Genomic DNA, 22,490 nt, shown 5'->3' on the forward strand with positions numbered 1-22,490 from the left:
AACACTCTCTCCTTATTCTATACCCCATTTGGCTGCTTTTTCCCAATTAGGGATCCGCCAAATTTTGCGGTGAAGTTCTCGTAATTGGTCTGGGTCTCGTAGTAATTCCATCTTTTCTTTGGCTGAAAGTCCCTCTGGTCCTTTCTCAAGGGCTTTTTTCTGAATGTCTTCCCGTCTTTGCCGTATAGATGGGGCGGCGACGCGATGTCTAAGAATGAGCGATGTGTGTAGAGCAAGAACTTTGGGATCAACGACAGCCCGAACAAAACCTTCATTTTGTGAAAGGGGCAAGGGAGAATAGGAAGCTGGTTTTGTCATATTTTCATCCACTGTTGCAAGTTCGCTAGGAGCTTCTGTTTCCTCTGGAGTTATGAGCAAAAAAAGTTTCTTTAACTTTTGTCCAAAAGAAACACGACTTGAAAAGGCTGAAATAGGTATAGATAGAGCCATGGGGCCTAAAATTGGTAGCATCCACCAGAAGAAAGACCTATTAAAGACGTAAAGGATGCTTCCCCAGAGCAAAGCAATGAGAGTCTGGCTGATATGGTACTGAAAAGCATCATTCCACGTGGTTCCTCTATCATCTCTGGTTTGTGTGCCCCAACCTGTCGCTTTTCCCAAAAGTGTCATTACGACAAAGTGGCTATGAAAAGCCATACGTATCGGTGCCAACAACGTCGATGTTAGTGTTTCAATGATCATGCTTAGCGTGAGACGAACGCTTCCTCCGTAAAGATGTGCCTTTTTTGTATAGAAAATAATATACGCGATACTAAGTATTTTGGGAAGAAAGAGAACGATGGCCGTTGATCCTAGAAGAGTGATGGCCCACATTGGGTACCAAACAGGCCACTGCGGGAAGAGAGTCATCTCCGCAGAAGGGAAATACTGAGGCTCAATAAGAACCTCGGTAATGGCTTCAGCAGAACTTAGAATCAGAAAAACAAGCCAAAGCAAGGCTGAACCATACGACATTACACCATTCACGAAAAGAGCTCTATGAACAGGGAAAAATCCTCGTGTGAAAATAAGCCGTAAATGTTGCAGATTTCCTTGGCACCACCGTCTGTCTCGCTTCAGTTCATCAAGAAGAGTGGGTGGAGTTTCCTCATAACTGCCTTCCATATCGTAGGCAAGCCAAACTCCATAACCAGCCCTTCTCATGAGGGCAGCTTCTACGAAGTCATGGCTCAGAATATCTCCTCCCAATGGGCCCTTTCCTGGTAAACGAGGGAGTTGACAATGTTCCATAAAGGGAGCAACTCGTATGATGGCGTTGTGTCCCCAATATTGAGCATCGCCTAAAAGCCAAAAATGAAGGCCCGCTGCAAAAATAGGGCCGTATACTCTATTAGCGAATTGCTGTACTCGAGCAATAAGAGATTGCCGATTTACAGCGGCGGGAGGTGTTTGGAGAATCCCTATATCCGGACGAAGTTCCATAGCCTGAACCATTTGTACCAAAGTTTTTCCAGACATAACACTGTCAGCATCAAATACGATCATATATCGATAATCTTTACCCCATCGTCTGCAGAAATCGGCGACATTTCCACTCTTTCTCTTCACATTACTTTTACGATGACGATAAAATATCGTTCCAAAAGCATCTTCATCTTGGCAAAGCTTATACCATGCCATTTCTTCATGAACCCAAATGTCGGGGTTTGTCGTATCACTGAGAATAAAAATATGAAACATGTGGCTCAATCCGGTTTTGCGCAATGCCTGAAGTGTTGTCTGTACTCCGGCCATAACGCGAGGTACGTCTTCATTATAAATAGGTATGAGAATAGCCGTTTTTGCCTCAGTGTCTTCTATGGAAAGAGGCTGCTTCTTTAAAGCCTGAGAAAATGAAAATTGGTCTTTATGGCGAATCAAGACAAAAAGGCCCAGCATAGCTGTCCAGAAACCAATGGATATCCATGCGAAAAGAATTCCAAAAACGACAACAAGGGCTATTTCCAGAAGGGTTGCTCCTTTATAAGGAAGCACTCCGGCCATATAATGACTTGCCGTAAATGTAGGAAGAAGAATAAGAGCTAAAAGCAGAATTCTTCTCCAACTGGCGGCTCGAGTCCATTTAATTTCGAGAGTATCAGTGCTCATAATTAACAAGCCTCTCTTTATCGTGTTCGAGATGGACCGAAGAGATCTCGCATCCATCGTCGCATAAATTTCTTTGTTGCAGTAAGCCACGGAATGCGATCAAAATTTTTCGAGACCATTGTTCCTCTGTTCATTGGCGGAATCGAAGCAATGTGTTTTCCCTCTTCGTCAAGAATTTCTGCTTGCAATTCCTTGCTTAAAATACAACGTTCAAGGGCATTCATAGATTCATCAATACTTGAAGCATTTGATTCTTTTAATGCTTGCAGCGCAAGTTCCAGCCCTTGAAAAGGGGGAAGATCCATAGCTCGAACGTAAAGAAGCACTCTATCTCTGGCAATTTGCCAACCTTCTGATTTTTCTATCATTATGGTTCACCTCTAGGGGCGGAAGTCATAGGTCCATATTTCAGTTAAAGGGGTGGGAATGTTTTCCCCTTTTTTGAGAAAAGCAGAAAGTTTTACGACAGGTTTCCGGTCAGGAACGACACTTTTTATTTTTTCCACGGGAACCGATATCTTAAAACTTAACCGCCAACCACTTGTTACTATATTTTTAAGCAATTGGCGCTCCACAAGAGTGGCGTCACCCTCAACGTTAAGGTCACTTGCCAGACCAGTATCTGCGGGTATTTCATTGAGCTCTTTCCCTTCAAAATCAATAATAAAACGATAGGCTCCCTCTTCTTTTTCCTTTACAAGCCGTGTATGGGAAGCTCTGGCTATTCTTTCTTTATCTACATCAGGAGTTAACCATTCCATGGTATATGTAAAGGTAAGAGGGTGAAGAGATGTCCCCTCTTCGATTTCGGGAACCCAGTAGGCAACAATATTATCGTTGATTTCACTGTCTGAAGGTATTTCTATCAATTCGACATGACCTTTGCCCCAATTGTTTTGCGGGGTAATCCAAAGACTTGGCCGTTTTTCATATCGTGCTTCCAGGTCGAGGTAATGATCAAAATTAAGATCTCTTTGCATTAATCCAAAACCTTTGATTGGTGTTTCAGTTTGTTTGGTTATCAAAAGACGAGCTGGATTGATAAGAGGACGCCATATTAACTGCTCGTCCTCTGTTTCTATCAAAAGTCCGTCTGAATCGTGTACTTCAGGTCTAAAATCACCGGGGCGGCCATTCTCTGTTTCCCCATACAAGAACATGCTGGTAAAAGGAGCAATACCAATTTTTTGAATTTCTTTGCGTCTATAAATATTACAGATGACATCTATCTGAGTTTCTTTCCCAGGAATAATTGTAAATTTATAAGCACCAGTACAACTGGGGCTATCAAGGAGGGCATACATGACCATTGAAGAAGATTGTTTTAATGGTTTTACAAGCCAGAATTCTTTAAACCAAGGGAATTCTTCCCCTGTTGAGGATCCTGTGTCTAGAGCAAGCCCCCTGGCCGAGAGTCCATACTGCTGATTTTGAGCTACGGCCCTGAAGTAGCTGGCGCCAAGAAATACGGCGACTTCGTCAGCATATTTTTTCGTGTTAATAGGAAAATGAATACGAAATCCGGCAAACCCCAGATCTGGTGGAAGTTTTTTTAAATCAAGCTGATTCTTGCCATAATCGAACATTTCAGGGGAGAAGGAAAGAGGGGTAACCTTTTTCCCATCAACAATATGTATCTGAACAGCTCTGTTATAGAACATGCCAAGATGAAAAAATTGTACAGAGAAAGGGAGGTTATCTTCTTGCCAAAGCGCTTTTTCAGAACGAAATCTAATATCTCTCCATTGATCGTAGCTTAACTTCATGAGTTCTTCTGGCACGGAGTCTTTAGGCTCTTCAAAAGGTTTTGAGGCTAAATCCTGAGCTTTATGGCTTACGAAAGCAAGGCCGAAACCTTCCTGAGATGAGGCAAAAATTGGTGTAGATATAAAAGAGAGAGTAAGAATAACTAAACATAGAACTGTATAGGTTTTCATTTTCATTAAACACATATATCCATCACTCCTTATTAAACAAACATGACGTCTTGCCTCCTTCTGAATGCTTGAGTGAAAGGGCATTTGACGCCATTCTATAGATTAATGAGCAAGCAATTTGTCTTTCTTTCGCAGTCATATCTCCTAAAATTTCTGTCATGAGATCTGCTAGAATTTGCTCAACGAATGGTAGCACATTTTGCCCTTTATGAGTAAGAAAAACTTGATTTGCTCTTCCATCTATTTTACTTCGTTTTCGTTGAATATAACCAAGCTGTTCTAACTTTTTAAGAGACCTCGCTGTTGTCCCCTTGTCAAAGCCAAGTTCACTACTTAAATATTCTTGTGTCTGACCATCTTGACGCCGAAGAACCAATAAAAAGCATAATTGCCATATCCAAGCCCAAAAGGCTCAAAAGCTCGGTCAAGTAAGCATTGCATTTGCCTGTATAGACATGATATCCATCGCCCAATATGAGGCTGTTTGGAATCCATTATTTAGAAATACCCCTTTCTACTTTGAGCACTTTTAGCTGTTTAGAAACCAGGAAAAATGTTACAAGAAAAGCCAAAGTGTCAGCTATGGGAAAAGAATACCAAATCCCTTGAAGATTGAAAAAACGCGGAAGAACGACGAGAAAGGGGATAAGGAAAATAACTTGTCGGCTCAAAGATAAAATGAGAGATGCCCGAGCTTTTCCCAAAGCTTGAAACATTGAAGAGCCTGTAATCTGAAAACCAGCTAAAAAATAGGTCATGGTAACAATTCTAAGAGCCCAACTTGCCTCTTCTAAAAGAAGAGAATCTGTTGTAAAAGTCCCACGACCTTTTCAGGCATAAACCAGCAAATGACAGAAGCAATAAAAGCTATGATAGAAGCAGCACCTATGGCAAGGTGGGTAACATCTCGTGCTCTTTTATAGTCTCCTGCACCGTAGTTAAAGCCGAGAATAGGTTGCAGGCCTTGTGCTACACCAATAATAGGCATAAAGAAAAAGGAGAGTGCTCTATGCAAAATACCATACACAGCAACAGAGATGTCACTTCCATAATAAATGAGACTATTGTTGAGAAAAACAATAATAATGCTTCCAGAAGCCATTCGTACAAATTCAGATACTCCTACAGAAAGAATTTCTTTTATAGTCTCCCATTGTGGAGTAATTGATGATAAAGAAAGGGAAAGCAGGCTCTTTTTCGAAAAGAAGAAGTAATGGACCATCCATATTGCCATTGCTATTTGAGAAAGCACTGTAGCAATAGCGGCTCCCCGAATTCCTAATTTTAATTTGAAGATAAAAATAGGATCGAGAATAATATTAAGAATAGCCGATATAAGCATGCTTATCATGGCTACTCGGGCATTTCCTTCCGATCGCGCCGCGTGATTGGCTGCCATTCCAAATCCGACAAAGGGTAATCCGAACAGTATGACTTCAAGGTATTCTTCCGCGTAAGGAAAAATTGCTGGCGTTGCGCCGAAAAGGCGAAGAATATATTGACGCGTAAAAAAGCCTATGGAAAAAAGAGAAAAACTAAAAATGAAGGAAAGAAATACCATATTACCAAGGGCCTTGTTTGCATAAGAATGTTTTCCGGCCCCTAGACTTCTTGAAATAAGAGAGGAGCCGCCTACTCCTATTGTGATAGCCAAAGATGTGGATAGAAGCTGAAGAGGAAAAACAATAGCTGTTCCAGCAAGACCGAGTGGGCCGACGCCCCGACCGATAAAAATAGCATCTACAATATTATATGATGCTTGTACGAGCATTCCGATAATGGCAGGCAGAGAAAGTCTCCACAATAATCGTCCTATTTGTTCGTTTGCAAGTAAATCCCGCCGATCCATACACATTCCCCCCATGTTAATTGAGAGAAATAGTATAGATTATATTCGTTGCATGCGCAACTATCTTTCTGTGTCGGCCATGCTCTTCTTACGATGAGCCTTAAATTCATACATTCTTTTGTCTGCAACTTTAACTGTTTCTGTGAGAGTCGGTGCATTAGACGGACAATGAGCAACTCCATAATCGGGGTAAATAGCGAAATCGGCCCCCGCAATATGTCGTTGCGTAATTCTTTTATAGACTCGCTCCATTATTTTTTCAGCTTTTTTAAGAGGAAGGTCAGCAAAATAAATTAAAAATTCATCTCCTCCCGAACGAGCAACATAATCTGTTTGCCGCAACCCTTTTCTTAGAATAGATGCTATTTCTACAAGCGCTTTGTCACCACGTGCGTGACCATACGTATCATTAATTTTTTTAAAATTTCCCAAGTCTATAATGGCGATACATGCACTTCCTTGGGTATGTTCTATGCGTGTATCTTCTTCATCAAGACGCTTAATCATATACCGCCGATTCCATAACTCAGTAAGGGGGTCTATCATGGCATCATATTCGGTCTTTTTAACCATTGCATTGAGTGTGAGATTGACCTTCTCTAATTCACGGGTTTTATCTTTTAAGTCAGCAAGAATTTTTTTGCGACGTTCATATTCCATAATAAAAAGAGTTGCGCCGAGAGAGAAGAGAACTACAATTATCCCGGCCATAATCTTGAAACGATTTCGAATAGAGGCCCTTCGCCCTTCAAGAATAAGAGAAGGAATCATCGAAACCAGTTTCCATCTATAAAAAGTTGATCCTTGCGCTGACAATTTAGTCTGAAGAGGGTCTATCGTTACAAATGTAAAAAGACCCCGTGGCGACTCAATTTGACCTTGTTCCTGGGCGTAGATAATCGCTGCTTCTTCAGGGTATATTTTAAAAAAGTTATTTTCTTTTCTTTCTGGAATTTGGAACCCCCATTCAAGGTTATGGTTTGTGTTTTTTAACCAATAACCATCACTATTAAGGAGCATTACATCCGCCACAGTAGATGAAGATTCGAGAAGGGAAAATAAATCGTTAGCAAGATAGTTTAAAACAAAAATTCCTGCCTTTTGATGATCTTGAGTAAAGATGGGGGTAGCAATTCTAAGCATAGGTTTATAAGGCATTTCTAATACCCCTTTTTCTATATTTAAATCTAGGGGAGACATATAAACTTCATTGCTTTCGAGTTTTATCGTATCTTTGAAGTAGTACCTATTGGCCTTATTCTGAAGTTCCGACTGAGGAACGACTATCGGATTCTCAGGGCCTGCGTTGAGACGAACAAGTTCCTGTCCAGACGCATTTAGTACGCGAATTTGATCGTAGAGGGGATTATTTTTCATAAAAGAAAAGAAAATTTTTTTTAGTTCTTCCTGCTCGGCAGATGTCATAACACCATCATTGTATTGATGATTGCATATCCGTCCTAAAAAGAGAAGATCTCTATAGACGGTATTCATCCGTTGACGAACAACTTCAAGCCTTGAAAGACTAAATTGCTGTTCAAGGCTCTCTAAAAGACCTTGTTGTTGGGAGATCTCTAAAGAATAGAGATGGCCTATTAGCCATAGTATGACTAATAAAAGGGGAATAACCCAAACAAAACGGCGCAAAAATTTTTTGCCTACTTCCCAACGCATACTGTTATTGCTCGTGTTAGGCAAAAGATCACACTCCTGGTAGGGAAAAGTCAAAATATCTTTAAAAGACACAATAATTCCTAAAATTTTACTGAAAATGGGAGGATGTGAAAAGAGGCTGGAGACTTGTTTTATTCGTTTTTAATTTTTAAGGATAGAAATCATTATATATTCAATGTTATTTTAATGTTACATGCTTTTCAGGGCGGAAAATAAAAGAATATGTATTTATTAAAAGCTGTTGTTTCTTCTAAGAAACAACAGCTTTTATCTTTTGGCAAGTTTTTATAACAACTTCATATCTCCAGGTTTAATTTTGTTGCTTTTTTCGAGCGCATAGCAGAAAAAGAGACTTATACATGCTGGGAGTAAAAAATGGAGAAAGATTATTCCTGTCCAGCCGGCTTTCCCCATAACAGCTAATGTGCCGAATTGTCCCACCAATCCGCTTGTTCCCATTCCTGCGCCGATTTTATTATTCTCCATAGAGAAAAGAGTAGTGGAAAGAGGGCCCAAGATTGCAGAAGATAGAATTGGAGGAACCCAAATCCAGGGGTTACGAATAATGTTGGGTATTTGTAACATAGAGGTTCCTATACCTTGAGAAATAAGTCCTCCGACTCCATTATCTTTATAGCTTTGAACGGCAAAACCTATCATTTGGCAACAACATCCCACTGTTGCAGCTCCAGCAGCAAGTCCGTTAAGCCCAAGAGCAATGGCCAGGGCGGCGCTGCTTATGGGAAGCGTAAGGATAATGCCCATAAAAACAGAGACTAAAATTCCCATTGGAAAAGGATGAAGCTGAGTTGCTGTATTGATTAGTGCTCCAAGAAAGTTCATTCCCTGCGCGATCCAGGGGCCGGCAATATGACCAACAAAACCTCCTGCAAGAATTGTTACTGCTGGAATGGCAACAATATCCACCTTAGTTTTGCCGGAGAAAAACTTAGCTGTTTCAGCTCCGACTAAACTTCCTACAAGAGCTCCCATAGGTTCTCCAATAGAAAGGAGTGCTCCTTGAGCAGATAGATGTATGCTCCCTGCCCCGATTGTTGCCGCAATAGTTGATGCGAAAATACCCAAAGATGGAGCTTTTACGCTTATGGCAACTCCTGCTCCTATGGCAGGGGCCATCAATAATTGGGCAATCTGTCCAAAATTTTGTAAGAGTTGAATGGAAAAAATAACTCCCAGTTGTTTAAGAATAAGTCCAATAATGAGAGAAGCGAATAATCCTAAAGCCATGCCGTTCAAAACTGAACTAGCGTAAGTGCGAATATTTTTATGGATCGACATTTCAACAGCTCCTTTACAGGTGTCTTGACACATGTAAAGGAGTATAAGCTGTTTATTCTAATCCATCAAGTACCCTTTTCCTTTTAAACTGGCAATAATACGTTGGAAAGAGTCTTCATCAGAAACTTCCAGTGTGTGGAAGTGGACTCCTCCAGTGAGGATAGAGAGGGGTTCTGCCTTCGTATGGATAACTTTAGAAATAAAATTTTGAACATCAATGCGATTTTTAAGCATGAGGTTTCCTGCAATTTCTCCATATACAGGATGTTCAACTGTAACATCAACAACTGTAGCTCCATTATCGACCATAATATATAATTCGTCTCTCATCTCTTCGATTCCCGTATGGGCACACATCACAGATTTCATAAAAGATGGACGTTTCAGAGTCATAATCATATATCCTTGAGGCGTTGCTACTATAGAGTGTCCTTCGGCTCGCAAGAGGGCTATATCCTGAACGATGACTTGTCGGCTTACTCCTAAAATTTCAGCAAGCTCACTTCCTTTTATGGCATCATTTCGTTCTTTTAAGAGTTCGAAAATTTGTTCTCTCCGTTTGGTCCCATTCACGTCTTATACCTCCTTACGTATCTTTTTAATTATAGCCCATAAACATATTTCTTCACAAAAAAGACTTTACAAAGAGAGAGGCGGGTCGTATGGTGTCTAAAAAGGAGGTGAAAGGCGATGACAACAGGAGAACCAGCACTTTCCACATGGCGAGGCAGAATAATTCTTATTCTTCTTACTTATTTCTCTGTTTTTTCTTATTCTCATATCTTTTTTATGCTGCCGCCTTTTTTGCGTAATATAGGTTTTCAGCCTCAGTGTGTTGGTTGGATTATCAGTGCCTTTTATCTTGCTGCTACTGTAACGCGTCCTTCTGCGGGATGGTTCATAGAACGTATTGGCATTCGAAAAACAATGGTTACTGCTGGAAGTATTTGTTTCTTTTCCTCCCTTTCTCTTGCTTTAACGAGGCATACTCCTGCAGTCCTTTATTTTATTCGGCTTTTTATGGGGGCAGGGTTCAGTGTATTTGTTGTAGCGACGACAACATATCAATCTCTTGTTATCCCAGAGCAAATTCGAGGAACAGCTTTTTCTATTACAAGTATAGGTGGAGTTTTAACTTCTTTTACTGTTATACCCCTTTCTGAATTTTTCATTTGTAGGGGGTGGAATTTGCCCTATTTGCTTATGGCTCCCGTAGCAGCTCTTGCTGCTATATGCATGGCCTTTTTTTTACCACCGGTGCAAGATGAACTTTCTTTCAGCCAACAGAATAAAACATCGTATCTTATGCTTTTTAAAGAGACACCTGTAAAATTCCTTTTAATTTCATGCCTTTTTTTAGGGTTAACAGATGCATCTATTGCCTATGTTTCGAGTCTTGCCTTAGGCAGAGGGCTTAATCCTTCTATTTTTATGATGGCTATTTCTGTAGGGGCTATTATCGTTCGCCTTTTCTGTACGGGAGTCTATCGCCATTTTTCACGAATGATGATTGCGGCACCTTCCTTCGGAGGAATGGGACTTGCCCTTTTCGGGGCATCTTTTGCAAATAGTAATATTGTAATTGCTCTATTTGGTCTTTTGTATGGGGCGGCAGTAGGGTATGGATACCCTACTCATCTGGCTCTAATTGGAGATATGATCCCAGAACGATTTAGGGGGCGAGCTTCTTCGATGGTTTATTTCTCGATGGATATTAGTTGGACGCTTTTACCCATATATATTGGATATGCGTCAGCATTAGTTGGCATTTCATGGGCCTTCAGAGGATTTTCTCTTTTTGCGTGTGGGGCTTCATTCTTCGTTTATTTTTTGGTCTGGAAAAGAATCAGCGAGAAGAAGGGCGTACATTTCTAGAGTAGAACGGTCTCCTGCAATTGTACGAGCTGTTTCCATCATATCAATATTGTATTCTTCATGCATGGGAAATTGATAGTCTGGTTGGCGACACTCTTTTTCTGGGATAAGGCAGTCTTGAGGTTCGCAAAGTGGACATTGTATAGGGAGCTTAAAGAGGAGGATATCAGAATAACGTTTGGAGAATAGCAGCTCAAAATTTTTCATACCAAGCCATATTTCTTTTCGCCTTTCTCGTTGTATTTCTCGTTCTTCTTTTGAGAGGACAGGCAGACAAATAAGAAAGACTTTTCGAAAGTGTCGGATGAAAGTTTTACTTTCCTCAAGTGACTTTTGAATGGTATATCCACTGCTTAAGGGACACGTATGATTAAGGTTGCCCGGACAATTTCCACACCATTGGCGGGTTCCTTCTCGAATAACGATATCTTCTATATTTCCTTCCAAAATTGAAAATCCCAAAGCGTCAGATATATTTTTTTCTTTGCCAGAAAGCTCAAAAACTCTTCCCGTACCGGATTTGGGCGAATCGGGTTTCTCATGTTTTAATGCTTTTTCAATCACTGAAAGAACATCGCTAGCATTGCGGCTATAATAGACAAACGGAGTATGTAAAGCCGTGCGTAAAAGTGCGATATGGTGAAGAGAAGCGGCGGCTCCTCCGATGAGAACAGGGATGTTATTTTTATCTGCTATGACAATAATCTTTTCCATGTTTTCGAAACAGCTTGTATCAGAACACGATAACGCTATAAGATCTGGATTAGTTTTAGAGATAACTTTGTCAATTTTTTGAGCAGTAACATTTTCTCCAAGATCTATAACTGTATACCCTGTTTTTCGGAGGCATCTTGTAATTATTTCCCCTCCGACATTTTCTAAAGAGGGTGCAACTGTTCCGAAACAAATTGTTACCATACTTTTCCTCCTACAAGAATCCATCCCCAGGCGATAAAAAGAGTTGCCAGTGTAACGGGAATGCCGAGTCGTGCGTGGTCTTTCCATGATATGGAAAGTCCCATCTCTCTGGCTCCATTTATAACAATAATATTAGCAATACTTCCAACGACGAGTAGATTTCCTGCAAATGTACTGCTGAGGGCTAAGATTGGTCCAGCCATATGAGTCTTTGCGAGGGGAAGAAGGAGCATTGTTGCAGGAACATTTGAAACCATATTCGAGAGAGTAGCTGTACACCAGAATAGCCAGCTCGGATGGTGTAAAGAAATTCCAACATAGTGGAGACCTCTTTCTATAGCGTCAAGTCCTCCGACTTTGGCGAAGGCTCCATTGATAATGAACAGTCCAATGAAAAGAATGATTAGCTGCCAATCAACTAGATTAAGCGCTTTGTGAGAAGCCATTGTTCTGCTTGTAAGAAGAATGGCGGCAGCTCCTAAAGCAATGTAGTCTCGGGGGAGAGGGGAAAAGAGGAACAGGAGCATAACCCCGCTAAGTATCGTAATTCCTTTTACAGTTTGCCAAGCATGAAAAGGAAGTTCAACATTTTGAGGCAAAGAAAGGTGTTTATCCCACTTTTTTCTATATAGTAGGCATACAAGCCCCCAAAGAGTAAGAAGAGAAAGTCCCACAGGTAGAAGGACAAAAAACATATAATGAGCAAAAGGAAGATTAAGTCCTTGTCCTATAAGCATATTTTGAGGATTGCCGATAAGAGTTAAAGCAGATCCTATATTTGCAGAGCAGGCTAGCGCAAGAAAAAATGGAAGAGGGTTCAATTCTTTCCTTATACAAATTTCTCCTAAAACAGGCGTAATTGCAAGGCATACAATATCGTTTGACAGAAGAGCAGAAAGCGACCCTGATACAATAATGAGAATAGCCAGAAATTTTTGAGGAGAGCCATTGAAAGCGGCTATTTTCCGGGTTATAAGAGTGTAAAAACCTCCGAGACGAAGTTGAGCAGAGATAATCATAAATCCGAATAAAAGCATAATAGTAGAGATATCTATATTACATAAAAGTGATTCTTTGGAAAAAGGACCAGCAATAAGCAGAAAAATAGTTCCGAGTAAAACTATACCTGCTCGGTCGAGAGCTAACTTGGGAAAGCGACCGATGATCATGCCAAGATATACGAGAATGAAAATAACATATACAAGTCCATTTTCAACCATTAGAGTTGTCATGTAGAAGAGTCTAGCAGAAGATAGGAGGCAATAAAATGGGACTCCAACAAGATTTTACTTTTCTTCATTGTGCTGATTTACATCTAGATAGTCCTTTTCGAGGAATTCGCTCATATTCGCCAGTTATTGCTCAAAAATTGAGTAAAGCTGTATTTCGTTCTTTTGAAAGGATTATAGATTTAGCACTTCAGGAAAAAGTAGATTTTGTACTTCTTGCAGGGGACCTTTATGATAGCGCAGATCGAAGTCTTAGTGCTCAGATTGCTCTCAGAGAGCAACTTGTTCGCTTAAGTTATGCCGGAATTTCTGCCTATATAGTTCATGGAAACCATGATCCTCTCAATGGAGACCAGGCAAAACTAGCCCTTCCTGATAAGGTCTTTCGTTTTAAGAATGAGGTAGAAGTTTTTCCATTGCAGACAAAAGATGGTTTGAACATTGGCAATATTATTGGATATAGCTATCCAGAGAGTGAAGAGAATAAGAATATTGCTCGTAAAATGGCGGAATCTATTCAGGGTGCAGAAGGTTTTAATATAGCTCTTCTTCACTGCAATGCAGGCGGAATACAAGATTACGCGAATTATGCTCCTTGTGTTCTCGATGACCTCCGACAATCTTCAATAGATTATTGGGCTTTAGGGCATATCCATAGACCTCTTGTAATATCTCGGCAAGATCCTGTTGTTGTTTATCCAGGAACGATTCAGGGAAGAAGTATTCGTGAGACAGGGGCTCATGGATGCTATCTTGTAAAAGTCAGTGCAGGAAGGGCAATTCAATCTATTTTTTGTCCCACGGATCAGATTCGTTGGGAAGAAGAAGAAATAGATACCTCTCATTTAGAATCAGATCAAGATATTTTTGAAGCCCTCCATGCACTTCGAGAAAAACATCGGACAATAGCTGAGAAAAGAGGCATTATGCTTCGAGTTACTCTTACAGGGAATACATCTCTTTCCCGCCGTTTATCACGCGAAGGGTATTTGGAAGAAATGGCTGAAGAACTTAATAAAACAGAAGAAACGCTTTCTGATTTTGTTTGGTTTGAACGCATTCAGAATAGAGTGCATCCACTCTATCCAATAGAAAATATGCGGAAGACAGAATCATTTATTGGTGATTTTATTCGTGAAATGGATACTTTCAAGTCAGAATGTTGCGGCAGAGAAAACTTTTTCTCCGTTATAGATGAAGCACTTGGAACCACACGGTGGAGAGGCAGAGAACTTGATTCTTTTTTAGAAGAACTTAGCGCAGAAGAAATAAGAGAAATTGTTGAAAAAGCAATGGTACAAGGATTAGATGGGTTGCTTCAAGGGGAGGATAACCTCTTATGCGATTTGTAGAATTCAATATTGAAGGTTTTGGTCAGTTAAAAAATGTAACGGGTCGTTTCCCTCCAGGGTTATCCCTCATTCTTGGAGAGAATGAAAGTGGCAAAACAACCCTTATGAATTTCTTTCGCTATTGTCTTTTCGGGTGTCCTGACGGGCGTTCAAATCGTAATTTATATCTTCCTCTAGATGGAGGAAATCAACGAGGGCAGTTAACTATAGAAGCTTTCAATGGAGAGTCTTTGTGTTTGAGCATGAACGGGAAAAAAATTAGTTTTTCAGAAAAAAACAGAAAAAGGACAATAGAAGACATTTTAGGATATATAGATCAAGAAGCGTATGAGCGTATTTTTGCTATTGGGCTTGAAGATATGCAAAAAATCAAGCCACTTAACGAACAAGCAATACAGAGTCGTTTCTTTTCTGCCGGAGCTGGTTTGGGAACGGCCTCTCTCCCCGCATTCATTTCTTCACTTTTAGAAAGAGAGAAAAAACTTTATAAAGAGCAAGGTCGTGGGCGGTCTTCGACGGAAGTAAATATTCTTTTAGAGAAAATAAGGGGAGCGAATAAGCGTATAGAAAGTCTTCAACAGTATAAAGATGAGTATCTTCAAAAAAAGAAAGAGATAGAAGCAAATAGTCTTGGCATAGAAAAAATACGCAAAGAACTCTCATCTCTTTATCATGATGTATCTCTTGTTGAATGGGCAGAGAAAGCACGCACCCCGTGGGTAGAGATGCTTGAAGCCCAAAAAAAATTGAAGAAGATACAGTTTGCTATTTCTTTTCCTGATGATGGTTGCCAACGTTTTCTTGAGATGCAGAATGAAGAAATAAAAAGAAAAGAAGAATTGGAAGAACTTGAGACGAAAACATGCAAACTTGAAGAGAGATTGAAAGAGTTTGACCTCCCTTCCATTGAAAAAGTTCTTCAGTGCAAAGAGAGTATTCGTTCTATTTCACAAGACAGAAACAGAATAGTTCGAGAAGAGGAGTGTATTAAAAGAAAAGGGGATGAAATTGAAGATGATGAGCTACATCTTGTAAAAAAAATAAAAGAACTGTGTAAAGATTGGACAGTAAACGATCTGGAGTCTTTAGATGTTTCCTTTAGTATATCGAAAAAAGGAAGCGACATAAAAGAAAAAAACGACAAACTTGAGCTTCAATACTTAACGAGAAACGAGGCACTAGAACAGGCACAAAAAGAATTAGAGGGGAAAAAGAGTCTTTATTTATCGCATGAAAACCAGGTAGAAAAAAGGAAGGAACAATTGCCCCCCATGTCTGTTGAAGAAATAAAAAAGAGCAGGTCAATTTTGCGACAAATTGTAAAAGAGCGAGATCAACTTCAAGCTCAAATGGAAGCAGAAGCAAAGAATATAGATATTTTATTGTCAAAAATGAAATATAAAAATTTGAGTTTTTTGATGATTCTTTTGGGATTTGTAATGTTAGTCTTAGGCTTTTTTGGTACGTGGTCCCCATCTTTTATAGTTGGGAGTACGCTTTTTGTTGCAGCTTTTACTCTTTTGATACCGTACATTCGCGCAAAACGGGAAATCATAATTAAAGAAGATTTTTCTTCTTCTTTACAAAAAAGAGATAAGGAGCAAGAAAAGGAGTTTCTTAGAAGGCTGCAAGAGATAAACTTCCTTTCTTCTCCACAAGAATCTGTATGCTTTGAAGAAGTAGAAGAATATATCGATAGTTGTTTTGAGAATGTACAAGCATATTTGCAATCCCTACAGCTGCGAGATGCTTTTGCAGAGGAGGTAGCATCTTGCGAAAAGAAAATGAATCATTGTCAGAGAGAACTTGATGAAACAGCAGACCTTTTACACAATCTCAGACAAGAATGGACTTCTTTTCTTGAAGAAACAGGTTCTCCTAAACAGTTGAAAATTGAGCATTGGAGTGAATTTGAAAGTCATATAAAACAGCTTCGCCAGAATCTTGAAAAAATTAAGGAGATGAAAAAAGATTACTCTTCCTCACAGGAATATATTGAGAAAAAAAGAAGACAACTTCAAACTATATTAGAAGTTTTGCCGTTGTCTTCCGTTTTTGAAAATAGCTCTCTTGTCTCTTGTATCGACACTCTTACTTCTTTGCTTGATGAGACTGAGCTACAAAAAGAGAAACTAACGGCTATAAAAATAGAAAAAGAGCAGTTAATAGAGTCTCACAAGAGAAACGTTCTTTTTTTGAGTCAAATTCAAGAAAGTAAGTTAAAGCTTTTCGAAGAAACAGGTGTCAGAAATGAGAATGAATTTACAAATATGGCTGAAAAATGGCAAGAAGCCAAGAAATTAAAAGAGGCAATTGAAAATAATAAAATGTCTCTTCTTGCTATATCTGGTGGAAAAGAATATCTAGAGCAGGTTCTAAGTCAACTTGAAAAAAGATCTCCGGCAGAAGCCCATCTCTATAAACAGGAGAAAGAGGAGAAAAAAGGATTCCTTGCAGATAAATTAGAAGAACTAAACCAAAAACAAGGTCATTTGAAAAATAGGCTCGAAGAACTCGAAAAAAATAAAGAACTTGGTGGGCTATTCTTAGAAAGAGAAGCGTTAACAGAAGAACTTCGACGTACTTTGAAAGAATGGCTATCCGTTGTTATATGTCGCTATGTTCTGGAACAAACCCGGCAAAAACATGAAAAAGAAAGACAACCGGAAGTTTTTAAAAAGGCAGGAAAATACTTGCAACTTATGACGGATGATAGATATACGCTTCTTTCTACAGCTTCGGAGCAGGGAGGCTTTTCAGTGGAACTAGAAGAAAAAAACGGATTGCTTCGCAAAAAAGAAGATATTTGGAGCAGTGGTCTTGCCGATCAAGTCTATCTCTCTATTCGGCTTGCTTTGGCGACTCTTTATGGGAAAAGGATGGAACCTCTTCCTCTTGTTCTTGATGACGTTCTTGTTCGTTTTGATGAGAAAAGACAGATAGGTGCTCTAAAAGCACTTATGGAAATTGCATTACACCAACAAGTGCTCCTTTTCTCATGTCGAAGAGATTTAGTAAACATTTTTTATCAAGCTAAGGAAAATTTAGAAAATAATGTCAGTGTTTTTACAATGAATAACGGTAGTTTTTCTCATTTAGAGGATGTAGTATGATGTAAAAATGACTCCAGTATGGATTGCTCTTTATGATCCAGATCCGAAGGCTCTTTCTATAACATACAACGTTGTGGGTTCTGTCGAAGGAATAGAAATAGTTGGTCATGGGGATACGATCTCTCGTTTTGAGCAGATATTAAACCGATATTCTGTGAACCTCGCTATTATAGATCCTTTTAGTTCTGAAGAGAGCTTTGAGCAGTTAGCTGTTCTTTTTCAGGATCTCAGGCCTAAGGTTGATGTTATAGTTGTTTCCCATGAACTTGGGGGAGACTCCATTGTTAGTGCATTTCGTATGGGAGCTTTCGATTATATTGCCAAACCTTTTACATATGAACGGTACCGAGAAAGTTTATACAGATATCGTTGTTACCATTCTTTTCTTGTCAATACTTCCCCAAAATGGAATCAAAAAAATATTGATCTTTTAAAACGAATTCGAATGTCATCTCACTTTACATCTCAAGGTCTACCCAAAGGACTTCATAATGAGACTCTTTCTCGTATACGAGACGTTTTACGGCAAACCAACGTTCCCTTATCTGCGTCAGATATCGCTAAAAAAACGAAATTAGCCCGGTCAACTGTTTGGAAATATTTATCGTATTTATGCCAAATTGGTGAAGTAATGAGTTTCAATCAATACACGCCGAAAGGGCGCCCCCTCCGTTTATATTCTTTACTGCATTGATGACAAAAAGAACTAAAATAAAACAAAAAGAACTAAAATTGTTTTCCCACACTTTCTTTGATTAAATATGCCTTTAAGTTCGTCTTTATGGTGGACAATGTATATTGTATTTTTGGAGGGGAAAGAAGTGGGATTCAACAGGTTGGGAACACGCATCGTTGCTCTTGTCGTAGGCTTTTTAATAATAAGTGTGGGGATAATCGCAGTTGGTTCTGTAAGAATCAGTAGTCGCGGTTTAACGAACATGTCGATTTATTACGAATCAGCAGTAGCAAAGGAAAATGCAGAAAATCTCAATGGTGTTTTTATGGAATTTACACAAGCTGTTCGAGATATCCAGAATAATGTTGCTGCGTACTTCGATAAAAGCGATATGGCTTCAATTCCATCGCAATGGTCTGCATTTACATCGGATATTTCTTTAATTCTTCAACTTTTAGCAGAGGATTTTCCTCATGTGAGACAAGTCTTTATTACCTTAAACCCCGAAGTTTTAAAGACGCAAATGATATGTGATTTAACACTATCTCGTAAAGATGCAAAATCTTCTTTTAAATCTATTGAGGATAGTGAAAGTATTACAAATTTGCTTAATCGCAATAACCCTGAGACAGAGTGGTTTTGGGGAGCTTTGGATAGTAAAAAACCAGTATGGGGAGACCCACAAGAGGCAAATGGCATGTATGTTATGACTCTTTCTATGCCAGTATTGAAAGATGGCAAAGTCTTTGCCGTAGTGGGGATGGATTTTGACGCGCAATTTATTCCTGACAAGCTACGGGAAGAAAAAATTTATGATACGGGATATGTGTGGCTTTTGAATGAAGAAGGAAATTTCCTTTACCATCCTGTCGAGGCCTTTATGGGCAAAGGGCTGGATGAGATAGAGAATGGTTACTACGCCCAATATTGGGATCAAATAAAACGAGAGCCCCAGGGGCGTTTCAAATCAAAGTTGCGTGGAGATATTATTGCTGTTTCTTACGCAACCCTTCCCAATGGAATGGTTTTAGGTACTCAGGCTTCGGCATCAGAAGCCCTTGCTCCAGTAGCTGCTTTAAAGAAGGCTACCCTTCTTATTGCGGTTGTTGTTTTATTCGTGGCGATTATCATAACGTCATGGGTTATCAGAAAAATGACAAAGCCTCTGCAGGATGTGGCCAAAAAGGCTCTATATATTACAGAGAATAGCGATCTTTCTGTTCGACTAGAGACAGACTCGAAAATAGTAGAAATAAGGGCAATAGTAGACGCGCTCAACGCTATGGTCGTAGGCATATCTGGCATAGTTTCTGCAATTGTGAGAAGCTCGAAAACAGTTTTGAACAAGGCTGAAGATATGAGCGCTGCCTCAGAGGAGTCTGCTGCTGCTGTAGAGCAGGTTTCTGAATTGGTTAAACAGTCAGAAATGAAAACACAAGATTCTGCTGCTGCCACACAGCAGGCTAATGCAGGCATTCAAGAAGTTGCTGCCGCTGCCCAGACAGGAGCAAAAGCTGCATCTGAAGCTGGAGAAAGCGCAGTAAATATTGCTAATGCAGCTGAACGAGGCGGAGATGCGGTACGAAAAATGAGCACTCTGATCGACGAAACATCGACTGCTGGGGGTAATGTCGGTCAGGCTATTCGTCTTCTTGCCGATACTGTCGAGAAAATATCAAGTTTTGTCAGTACTATTACCGCTATTGCAGATCAGACGAATTTACTCGCATTAAATGCTGCCATTGAGGCTGCAAGAGCTGGCGATGCGGGCAGAGGTTTTGCTGTTGTAGCAGAGGAAGTTCGTAAACTTGCCGAGGAATCGGCGAAATCTGCGGAAGAAGTAAATCACGTTATTATTGAAATTAGCGAAAGAAGTCGAAAAGCGCTGACTGACCAGGAAGGTGCAGAAAAATACATGGTTCAATTGGTGCAAGAGGCAAAAGAGACTAAAGATATTATTGATCATGTTGTTGTTCAGGTTGCCCAGGTTTCGGATCATGTCCAGAGCATTGCAGCTACGATGGAAGAACAATCCGCAAGTGCAGAGGAGATGACAGCTGGAATGGATAGCGTTGCACGTACGGGACAGGAAATATCTGATCAAATGAAGCAGATTACTCAGGCAACTGAGGATCAGGCCAAAGTAACAGAGTCTATTGCTCAGTCGGCAGAAGAGATGGTTACTCTCAGCCGTGCAATGGAAGATGCCGTTGCTCGTTTTAAATTAGAAGAGGAAGAAAAGTCTTTAGCTACCTTATAGACAGTCTTGACTGAAACTTTTTCTCTGAAGCTACGATGGGACATGTTTATGATAAATCCCATCGTAGCTTTTTTAAACTGAAATATCATTTTTTAACAAGAGCTCACCGAGCTCTTCAAGTTTGGGCCTTGCGTCTTCGGCTTTAACACGTCCAAGTTGAAAAACTAGGGCATCAATAATTGTTAAAAGTGTTACTGTTGAATAATGGTTCGTATTTTGTGGAGCAAGAAGCACCACTGAAGCAAGAGGAGCCGCAACATTTGAAAGGTTGTTAGTAATGAGTACAACAGGAATTGAATGCTCATGAGCATACTTCACAGCATTAATAGTCCTCTTCGTATAGTGCGGACTTCCCGCCATCAGAGCGATAAGCACATCGTTTTCATCCATATCATAAAGTTCATCAAAGAGATTATCCGATCCTGATGCATCCCCAAGATAGATATTTTTAAAGAGTTGGTGTAGCAGTGCATGAAGATAAACAGCTAATCCTCGAGTTGAACGGAGTCCGAGAATATAGATTCTCGAAGCTTTTTTTATCGTACGAATCGCTTGAGGAAAGCTTTCTGCTAAATGTTGGCTATAAAGAGATTGCAAGCTTTGTATATTATCTTTTATTACTTGTTCCAGAACGTTCAAACTTGAATCTCCTGTAATATTCTCTCTCAAACGATCAAGAGGAGGGGGTGTTGTAGATGAAACAAGCACGTGCTGCAGTTCTTCTTTGAGTGCTGTGTAACTTTTGAATCCAAGGCTTCCTGCTGTTCGAATAACAGTAGCTGTACTCGTTTGTGTAGCTGCTGCTACTTCCTCAGCTTTCATGAATGCTGTTTGTTGATAGTGGGCAAGAATATAATCGCAGACATTTTTCTGCTGAGAGGGCAAGTTTTGACGAATGGCCCGTATATGCTCAAAAATATCTTTCCCATTCTCATTTCTATCGATTAAATTTTTGTTTTTCCGATTATGCATAATATGCCTCCCTTCATTGATGGATAATGTATACTTGAACAAATAACCTGCCGATTATGTTGACTTTCGGTGCCAATAAAATTATAGTGTCCGTAATATGAATCTAGAAATATCATTTTATATCATGTTGATACTTTTATATATCAAAAGATTGATAAATCTGTTTGTTATTTATATCTCAAATCCCTTTTGTGGCAAAGATCAACTTTGTATTTAATAAATATATCATTATTTTAAGGGGGAAAAAGGATGCGTAAGTACGGAAAAGGTTTTGTTGTTTTTCTCACGATGGTTTTGGTTTTGGGAATGTCATTTTCAGCCATGGCCGTAGAGCGTTATTCGCTTGCTACCGGGGGAACGGCCGGAACGTATTACCCTATAGGTTCAGCTATTGCTTCTATCATAACCAAATATGTACCGGATATTGAAGTTACGGCAGAATCAACGGGCGCTTCTGTTGCGAATCTGAAAATGATTCGTGAGGGCAACGTCGAAATGATGATGGGTGCTTCTAACACGAGTTACGGTGCCTTTAGCGGACAGCCTCCCTTTGAAAAAGAACCTGTGGAAAATATTCGTGGCATTACATGTCTCTATCCTGAAATTTTCCAATTTGTCGTTTTAAAAGATTCCAATTTAAAGAGCATTAAGGATTTGGCTGGTAAAAAGGTGGCCGTAGGTGCTCCTGGAAGCGGAACCGAAAGAACTGCCAAGATGGTTCTTGAAGCTCACGGCCTAGGCTATGATAAAATTTCCCCTCAATTCCTGAATTTTGGTGAAGCTGTTACAGCTTTGAAAGATCGTCTTATTGACTGTGCCATTATAGGGTCGGGTATTCCTACATCTGCAGTTGTCGATGCTTCTACTACCCTTGACGTTAACCTTCTTTCTCTTGATTCCAATATCATGAAAGATTTTTTGAAAGATCGCTCTTATTTGACAATGGTTACCATTCCTGGTGGAACCTATCGTGGTGTTAACGAAGATGTTTCTGCGGTAGCAAGCCCGGCTTTGCTTATTGCTCGTAAAGATTTGAGCGAAGAATCCGTCTATCAAATAACAAAGGCTCTTTTCGAACATCTTGACGTTCTTGCCGATTCTCATGCTCAGGGAAAAATGATCAGATTTGAGACGGCTCTGAGCGCTATGTCTATTCCTCTTCATGCAGGTGCCGCAAGATACTACAAAGAAAAAGGTGTAGATGTAAGCGGTTGGGTTATCGAATAA

18 protein-coding genes are annotated in these 22,490 nt (G+C 39.8%); 6 read left to right on the forward strand and 12 right to left on the reverse strand.

Annotation, left to right across the window (positions count from 1 at the left end; genetic code table 11):
* Positions 1–12: 12 nt before the first annotated feature.
* The 9 genes from mdoH to RBH88_RS00165 form a co-directional block, all read right to left on the reverse strand.
* Positions 13–2,109 (reverse strand): glucans biosynthesis glucosyltransferase MdoH, encoded by a 2,097-nt coding sequence (gene mdoH / locus RBH88_RS00125; RefSeq protein WP_213695277.1) that lies wholly within the window; start codon positions 2,107–2,109, stop codon positions 13–15.
* A 17-nt stretch (positions 2,110–2,126) separates the two neighbouring features.
* A complete protein-coding gene (locus tag RBH88_RS00130; RefSeq protein ID WP_213692080.1) occupies positions 2,127–2,477 on the reverse strand; it encodes a hypothetical protein in 351 nt (116 codons plus the stop codon).
* A 12-nt stretch (positions 2,478–2,489) separates the two neighbouring features.
* A complete protein-coding gene (locus RBH88_RS00135) occupies positions 2,490–4,061 on the reverse strand; it encodes a glucan biosynthesis protein G (protein ID WP_307879685.1) in 1,572 nt (523 codons plus the stop codon).
* Between the two features lie 7 nt (positions 4,062–4,068).
* A complete protein-coding gene (locus tag RBH88_RS00140) occupies positions 4,069–4,443 on the reverse strand; it encodes a MarR family winged helix-turn-helix transcriptional regulator (RefSeq protein WP_374047611.1) in 375 nt (124 codons plus the stop codon).
* Between the two features lie 97 nt (positions 4,444–4,540).
* On the reverse strand, positions 4,541–4,804 hold the full coding sequence (locus tag RBH88_RS00145; protein WP_307879721.1) for a hypothetical protein: 264 nt from the start codon (positions 4,802–4,804) through the stop codon (positions 4,541–4,543).
* Positions 4,805–4,836: 32 nt separating this feature from the next.
* A complete protein-coding gene (locus RBH88_RS00150; RefSeq protein ID WP_307879722.1) occupies positions 4,837–5,895 on the reverse strand; it encodes an MATE family efflux transporter in 1,059 nt (352 codons plus the stop codon).
* 60 nt (positions 5,896–5,955) lie between these two features.
* Complete coding sequence (locus tag RBH88_RS00155; protein ID WP_307879723.1) at positions 5,956–7,593, reverse strand: diguanylate cyclase; 1,638 nt, start codon at positions 7,591–7,593, stop codon at positions 5,956–5,958.
* A 261-nt stretch (positions 7,594–7,854) separates the two neighbouring features.
* Positions 7,855–8,868 (reverse strand): PTS transporter subunit IIC, encoded by a 1,014-nt coding sequence (locus tag RBH88_RS00160; RefSeq protein WP_213695169.1) that lies wholly within the window; start codon positions 8,866–8,868, stop codon positions 7,855–7,857.
* A gap of 57 nt (positions 8,869–8,925) precedes the next feature.
* Positions 8,926–9,441 (reverse strand): transcription repressor NadR, encoded by a 516-nt coding sequence (locus tag RBH88_RS00165; RefSeq protein WP_213691417.1) that lies wholly within the window; start codon positions 9,439–9,441, stop codon positions 8,926–8,928.
* 117 nt (positions 9,442–9,558) lie between these two features.
* On the opposite strand from RBH88_RS00165, the gene RBH88_RS00170 reads away from it, so the two are divergent.
* Complete coding sequence (locus RBH88_RS00170) at positions 9,559–10,743, forward strand: MFS transporter (RefSeq protein ID WP_213691416.1); 1,185 nt, start codon at positions 9,559–9,561, stop codon at positions 10,741–10,743.
* Here the strand turns inward: RBH88_RS00170 and RBH88_RS00175 are convergent.
* Positions 10,681–11,661, reverse strand: a complete 981-nt coding sequence (locus tag RBH88_RS00175) for a cobalamin-dependent protein (RefSeq protein WP_213695168.1) — start codon at positions 11,659–11,661, stop codon at positions 10,681–10,683. The two genes, RBH88_RS00170 and RBH88_RS00175, sit on opposite strands and share 63 nt — an antisense overlap.
* Positions 11,655–12,893, reverse strand: coding sequence for an SLC13 family permease (locus RBH88_RS00180; protein WP_213691414.1), 1,239 nt, complete (start codon positions 12,891–12,893; stop codon positions 11,655–11,657). The genes RBH88_RS00175 and RBH88_RS00180 overlap by 7 nt, the downstream gene beginning before the upstream one ends.
* Positions 12,894–12,928: 35 nt before the next feature.
* On the opposite strand from RBH88_RS00180, the gene RBH88_RS00185 reads away from it, so the two are divergent.
* From RBH88_RS00185 to RBH88_RS00200, 4 genes are all read left to right on the forward strand, one after another.
* Complete coding sequence (locus RBH88_RS00185; RefSeq protein WP_213691413.1) at positions 12,929–14,242, forward strand: DNA repair exonuclease; 1,314 nt, start codon at positions 12,929–12,931, stop codon at positions 14,240–14,242.
* Positions 14,230–17,355 carry an AAA family ATPase gene (locus tag RBH88_RS00190; RefSeq protein ID WP_307879724.1) on the forward strand — a complete coding sequence of 1,042 codons (3,126 nt, stop codon included), beginning with the start codon at positions 14,230–14,232 and terminating at the stop codon, positions 17,353–17,355. The genes RBH88_RS00185 and RBH88_RS00190 overlap by 13 nt, the downstream gene beginning before the upstream one ends.
* 7 nt (positions 17,356–17,362) lie before the next feature.
* A complete protein-coding gene (locus RBH88_RS00195) occupies positions 17,363–18,049 on the forward strand; it encodes an HTH domain-containing protein (RefSeq protein ID WP_213691411.1) in 687 nt (228 codons plus the stop codon).
* Positions 18,050–18,176: 127 nt separating this feature from the next.
* Entirely contained in the window at positions 18,177–20,291 is a 2,115-nt protein-coding gene (locus tag RBH88_RS00200) for a methyl-accepting chemotaxis protein (protein WP_213691410.1), read from the forward strand.
* Positions 20,292–20,363: 72 nt separating this feature from the next.
* Here RBH88_RS00200 and RBH88_RS00205 read toward each other — a convergent pair whose 3' ends face one another.
* On the reverse strand, positions 20,364–21,263 hold the full coding sequence (locus tag RBH88_RS00205; protein ID WP_213691409.1) for a MurR/RpiR family transcriptional regulator: 900 nt from the start codon (positions 21,261–21,263) through the stop codon (positions 20,364–20,366).
* A gap of 249 nt (positions 21,264–21,512) precedes the next feature.
* On the opposite strand from RBH88_RS00205, the gene RBH88_RS00210 reads away from it, so the two are divergent.
* Entirely contained in the window at positions 21,513–22,490 is a 978-nt protein-coding gene (locus RBH88_RS00210; protein ID WP_213691408.1) for a TAXI family TRAP transporter solute-binding subunit, read from the forward strand.

This window comes from Aminobacterium sp. MB27-C1 (assembly GCF_030908405.1).
Classification (GTDB): Bacteria; Synergistota; Synergistia; order Synergistales; family Aminobacteriaceae; genus Aminobacterium.

Bases quoted from the DNA above. Each gene is read 5' to 3' on its own strand.
- mdoH (WP_213695277.1), bottom strand. From the start codon at position 2,109: ATGAGCACTGATACTCTCGAAATTAAATGGACTCGAGCCGCCAGTTGG.
- RBH88_RS00130 (WP_213692080.1), bottom strand. From the start codon at position 2,477: ATGATAGAAAAATCAGAAGGTTGGCAAATTGCCAGAGATAGAGTGCTT.
- RBH88_RS00135 (WP_307879685.1), bottom strand. From the start codon at position 4,061: ATGTGTTTAATGAAAATGAAAACCTATACAGTTCTATGTTTAGTTATT.
- RBH88_RS00145 (WP_307879721.1), bottom strand. From the start codon at position 4,804: ATGACCTATTTTTTAGCTGGTTTTCAGATTACAGGCTCTTCAATGTTT.
- RBH88_RS00150 (WP_307879722.1), bottom strand. From the start codon at position 5,895: ATGGATCGGCGGGATTTACTTGCAAACGAACAAATAGGACGATTATTG.
- RBH88_RS00160 (WP_213695169.1), bottom strand. From the start codon at position 8,868: ATGTCGATCCATAAAAATATTCGCACTTACGCTAGTTCAGTTTTGAAC.
- RBH88_RS00170 (WP_213691416.1), top strand. From the start codon at position 9,559: ATGACAACAGGAGAACCAGCACTTTCCACATGGCGAGGCAGAATAATT.
- RBH88_RS00175 (WP_213695168.1), bottom strand. From the start codon at position 11,661: ATGGTAACAATTTGTTTCGGAACAGTTGCACCCTCTTTAGAAAATGTC.
- RBH88_RS00180 (WP_213691414.1), bottom strand. From the start codon at position 12,893: ATGACAACTCTAATGGTTGAAAATGGACTTGTATATGTTATTTTCATT.
- RBH88_RS00185 (WP_213691413.1), top strand. From the start codon at position 12,929: ATGGGACTCCAACAAGATTTTACTTTTCTTCATTGTGCTGATTTACAT.
- RBH88_RS00190 (WP_307879724.1), top strand. From the start codon at position 14,230: ATGCGATTTGTAGAATTCAATATTGAAGGTTTTGGTCAGTTAAAAAAT.
- RBH88_RS00195 (WP_213691411.1), top strand. From the start codon at position 17,363: ATGACTCCAGTATGGATTGCTCTTTATGATCCAGATCCGAAGGCTCTT.
- RBH88_RS00205 (WP_213691409.1), bottom strand. From the start codon at position 21,263: ATGCATAATCGGAAAAACAAAAATTTAATCGATAGAAATGAGAATGGG.
- RBH88_RS00210 (WP_213691408.1), top strand. From the start codon at position 21,513: ATGCGTAAGTACGGAAAAGGTTTTGTTGTTTTTCTCACGATGGTTTTG.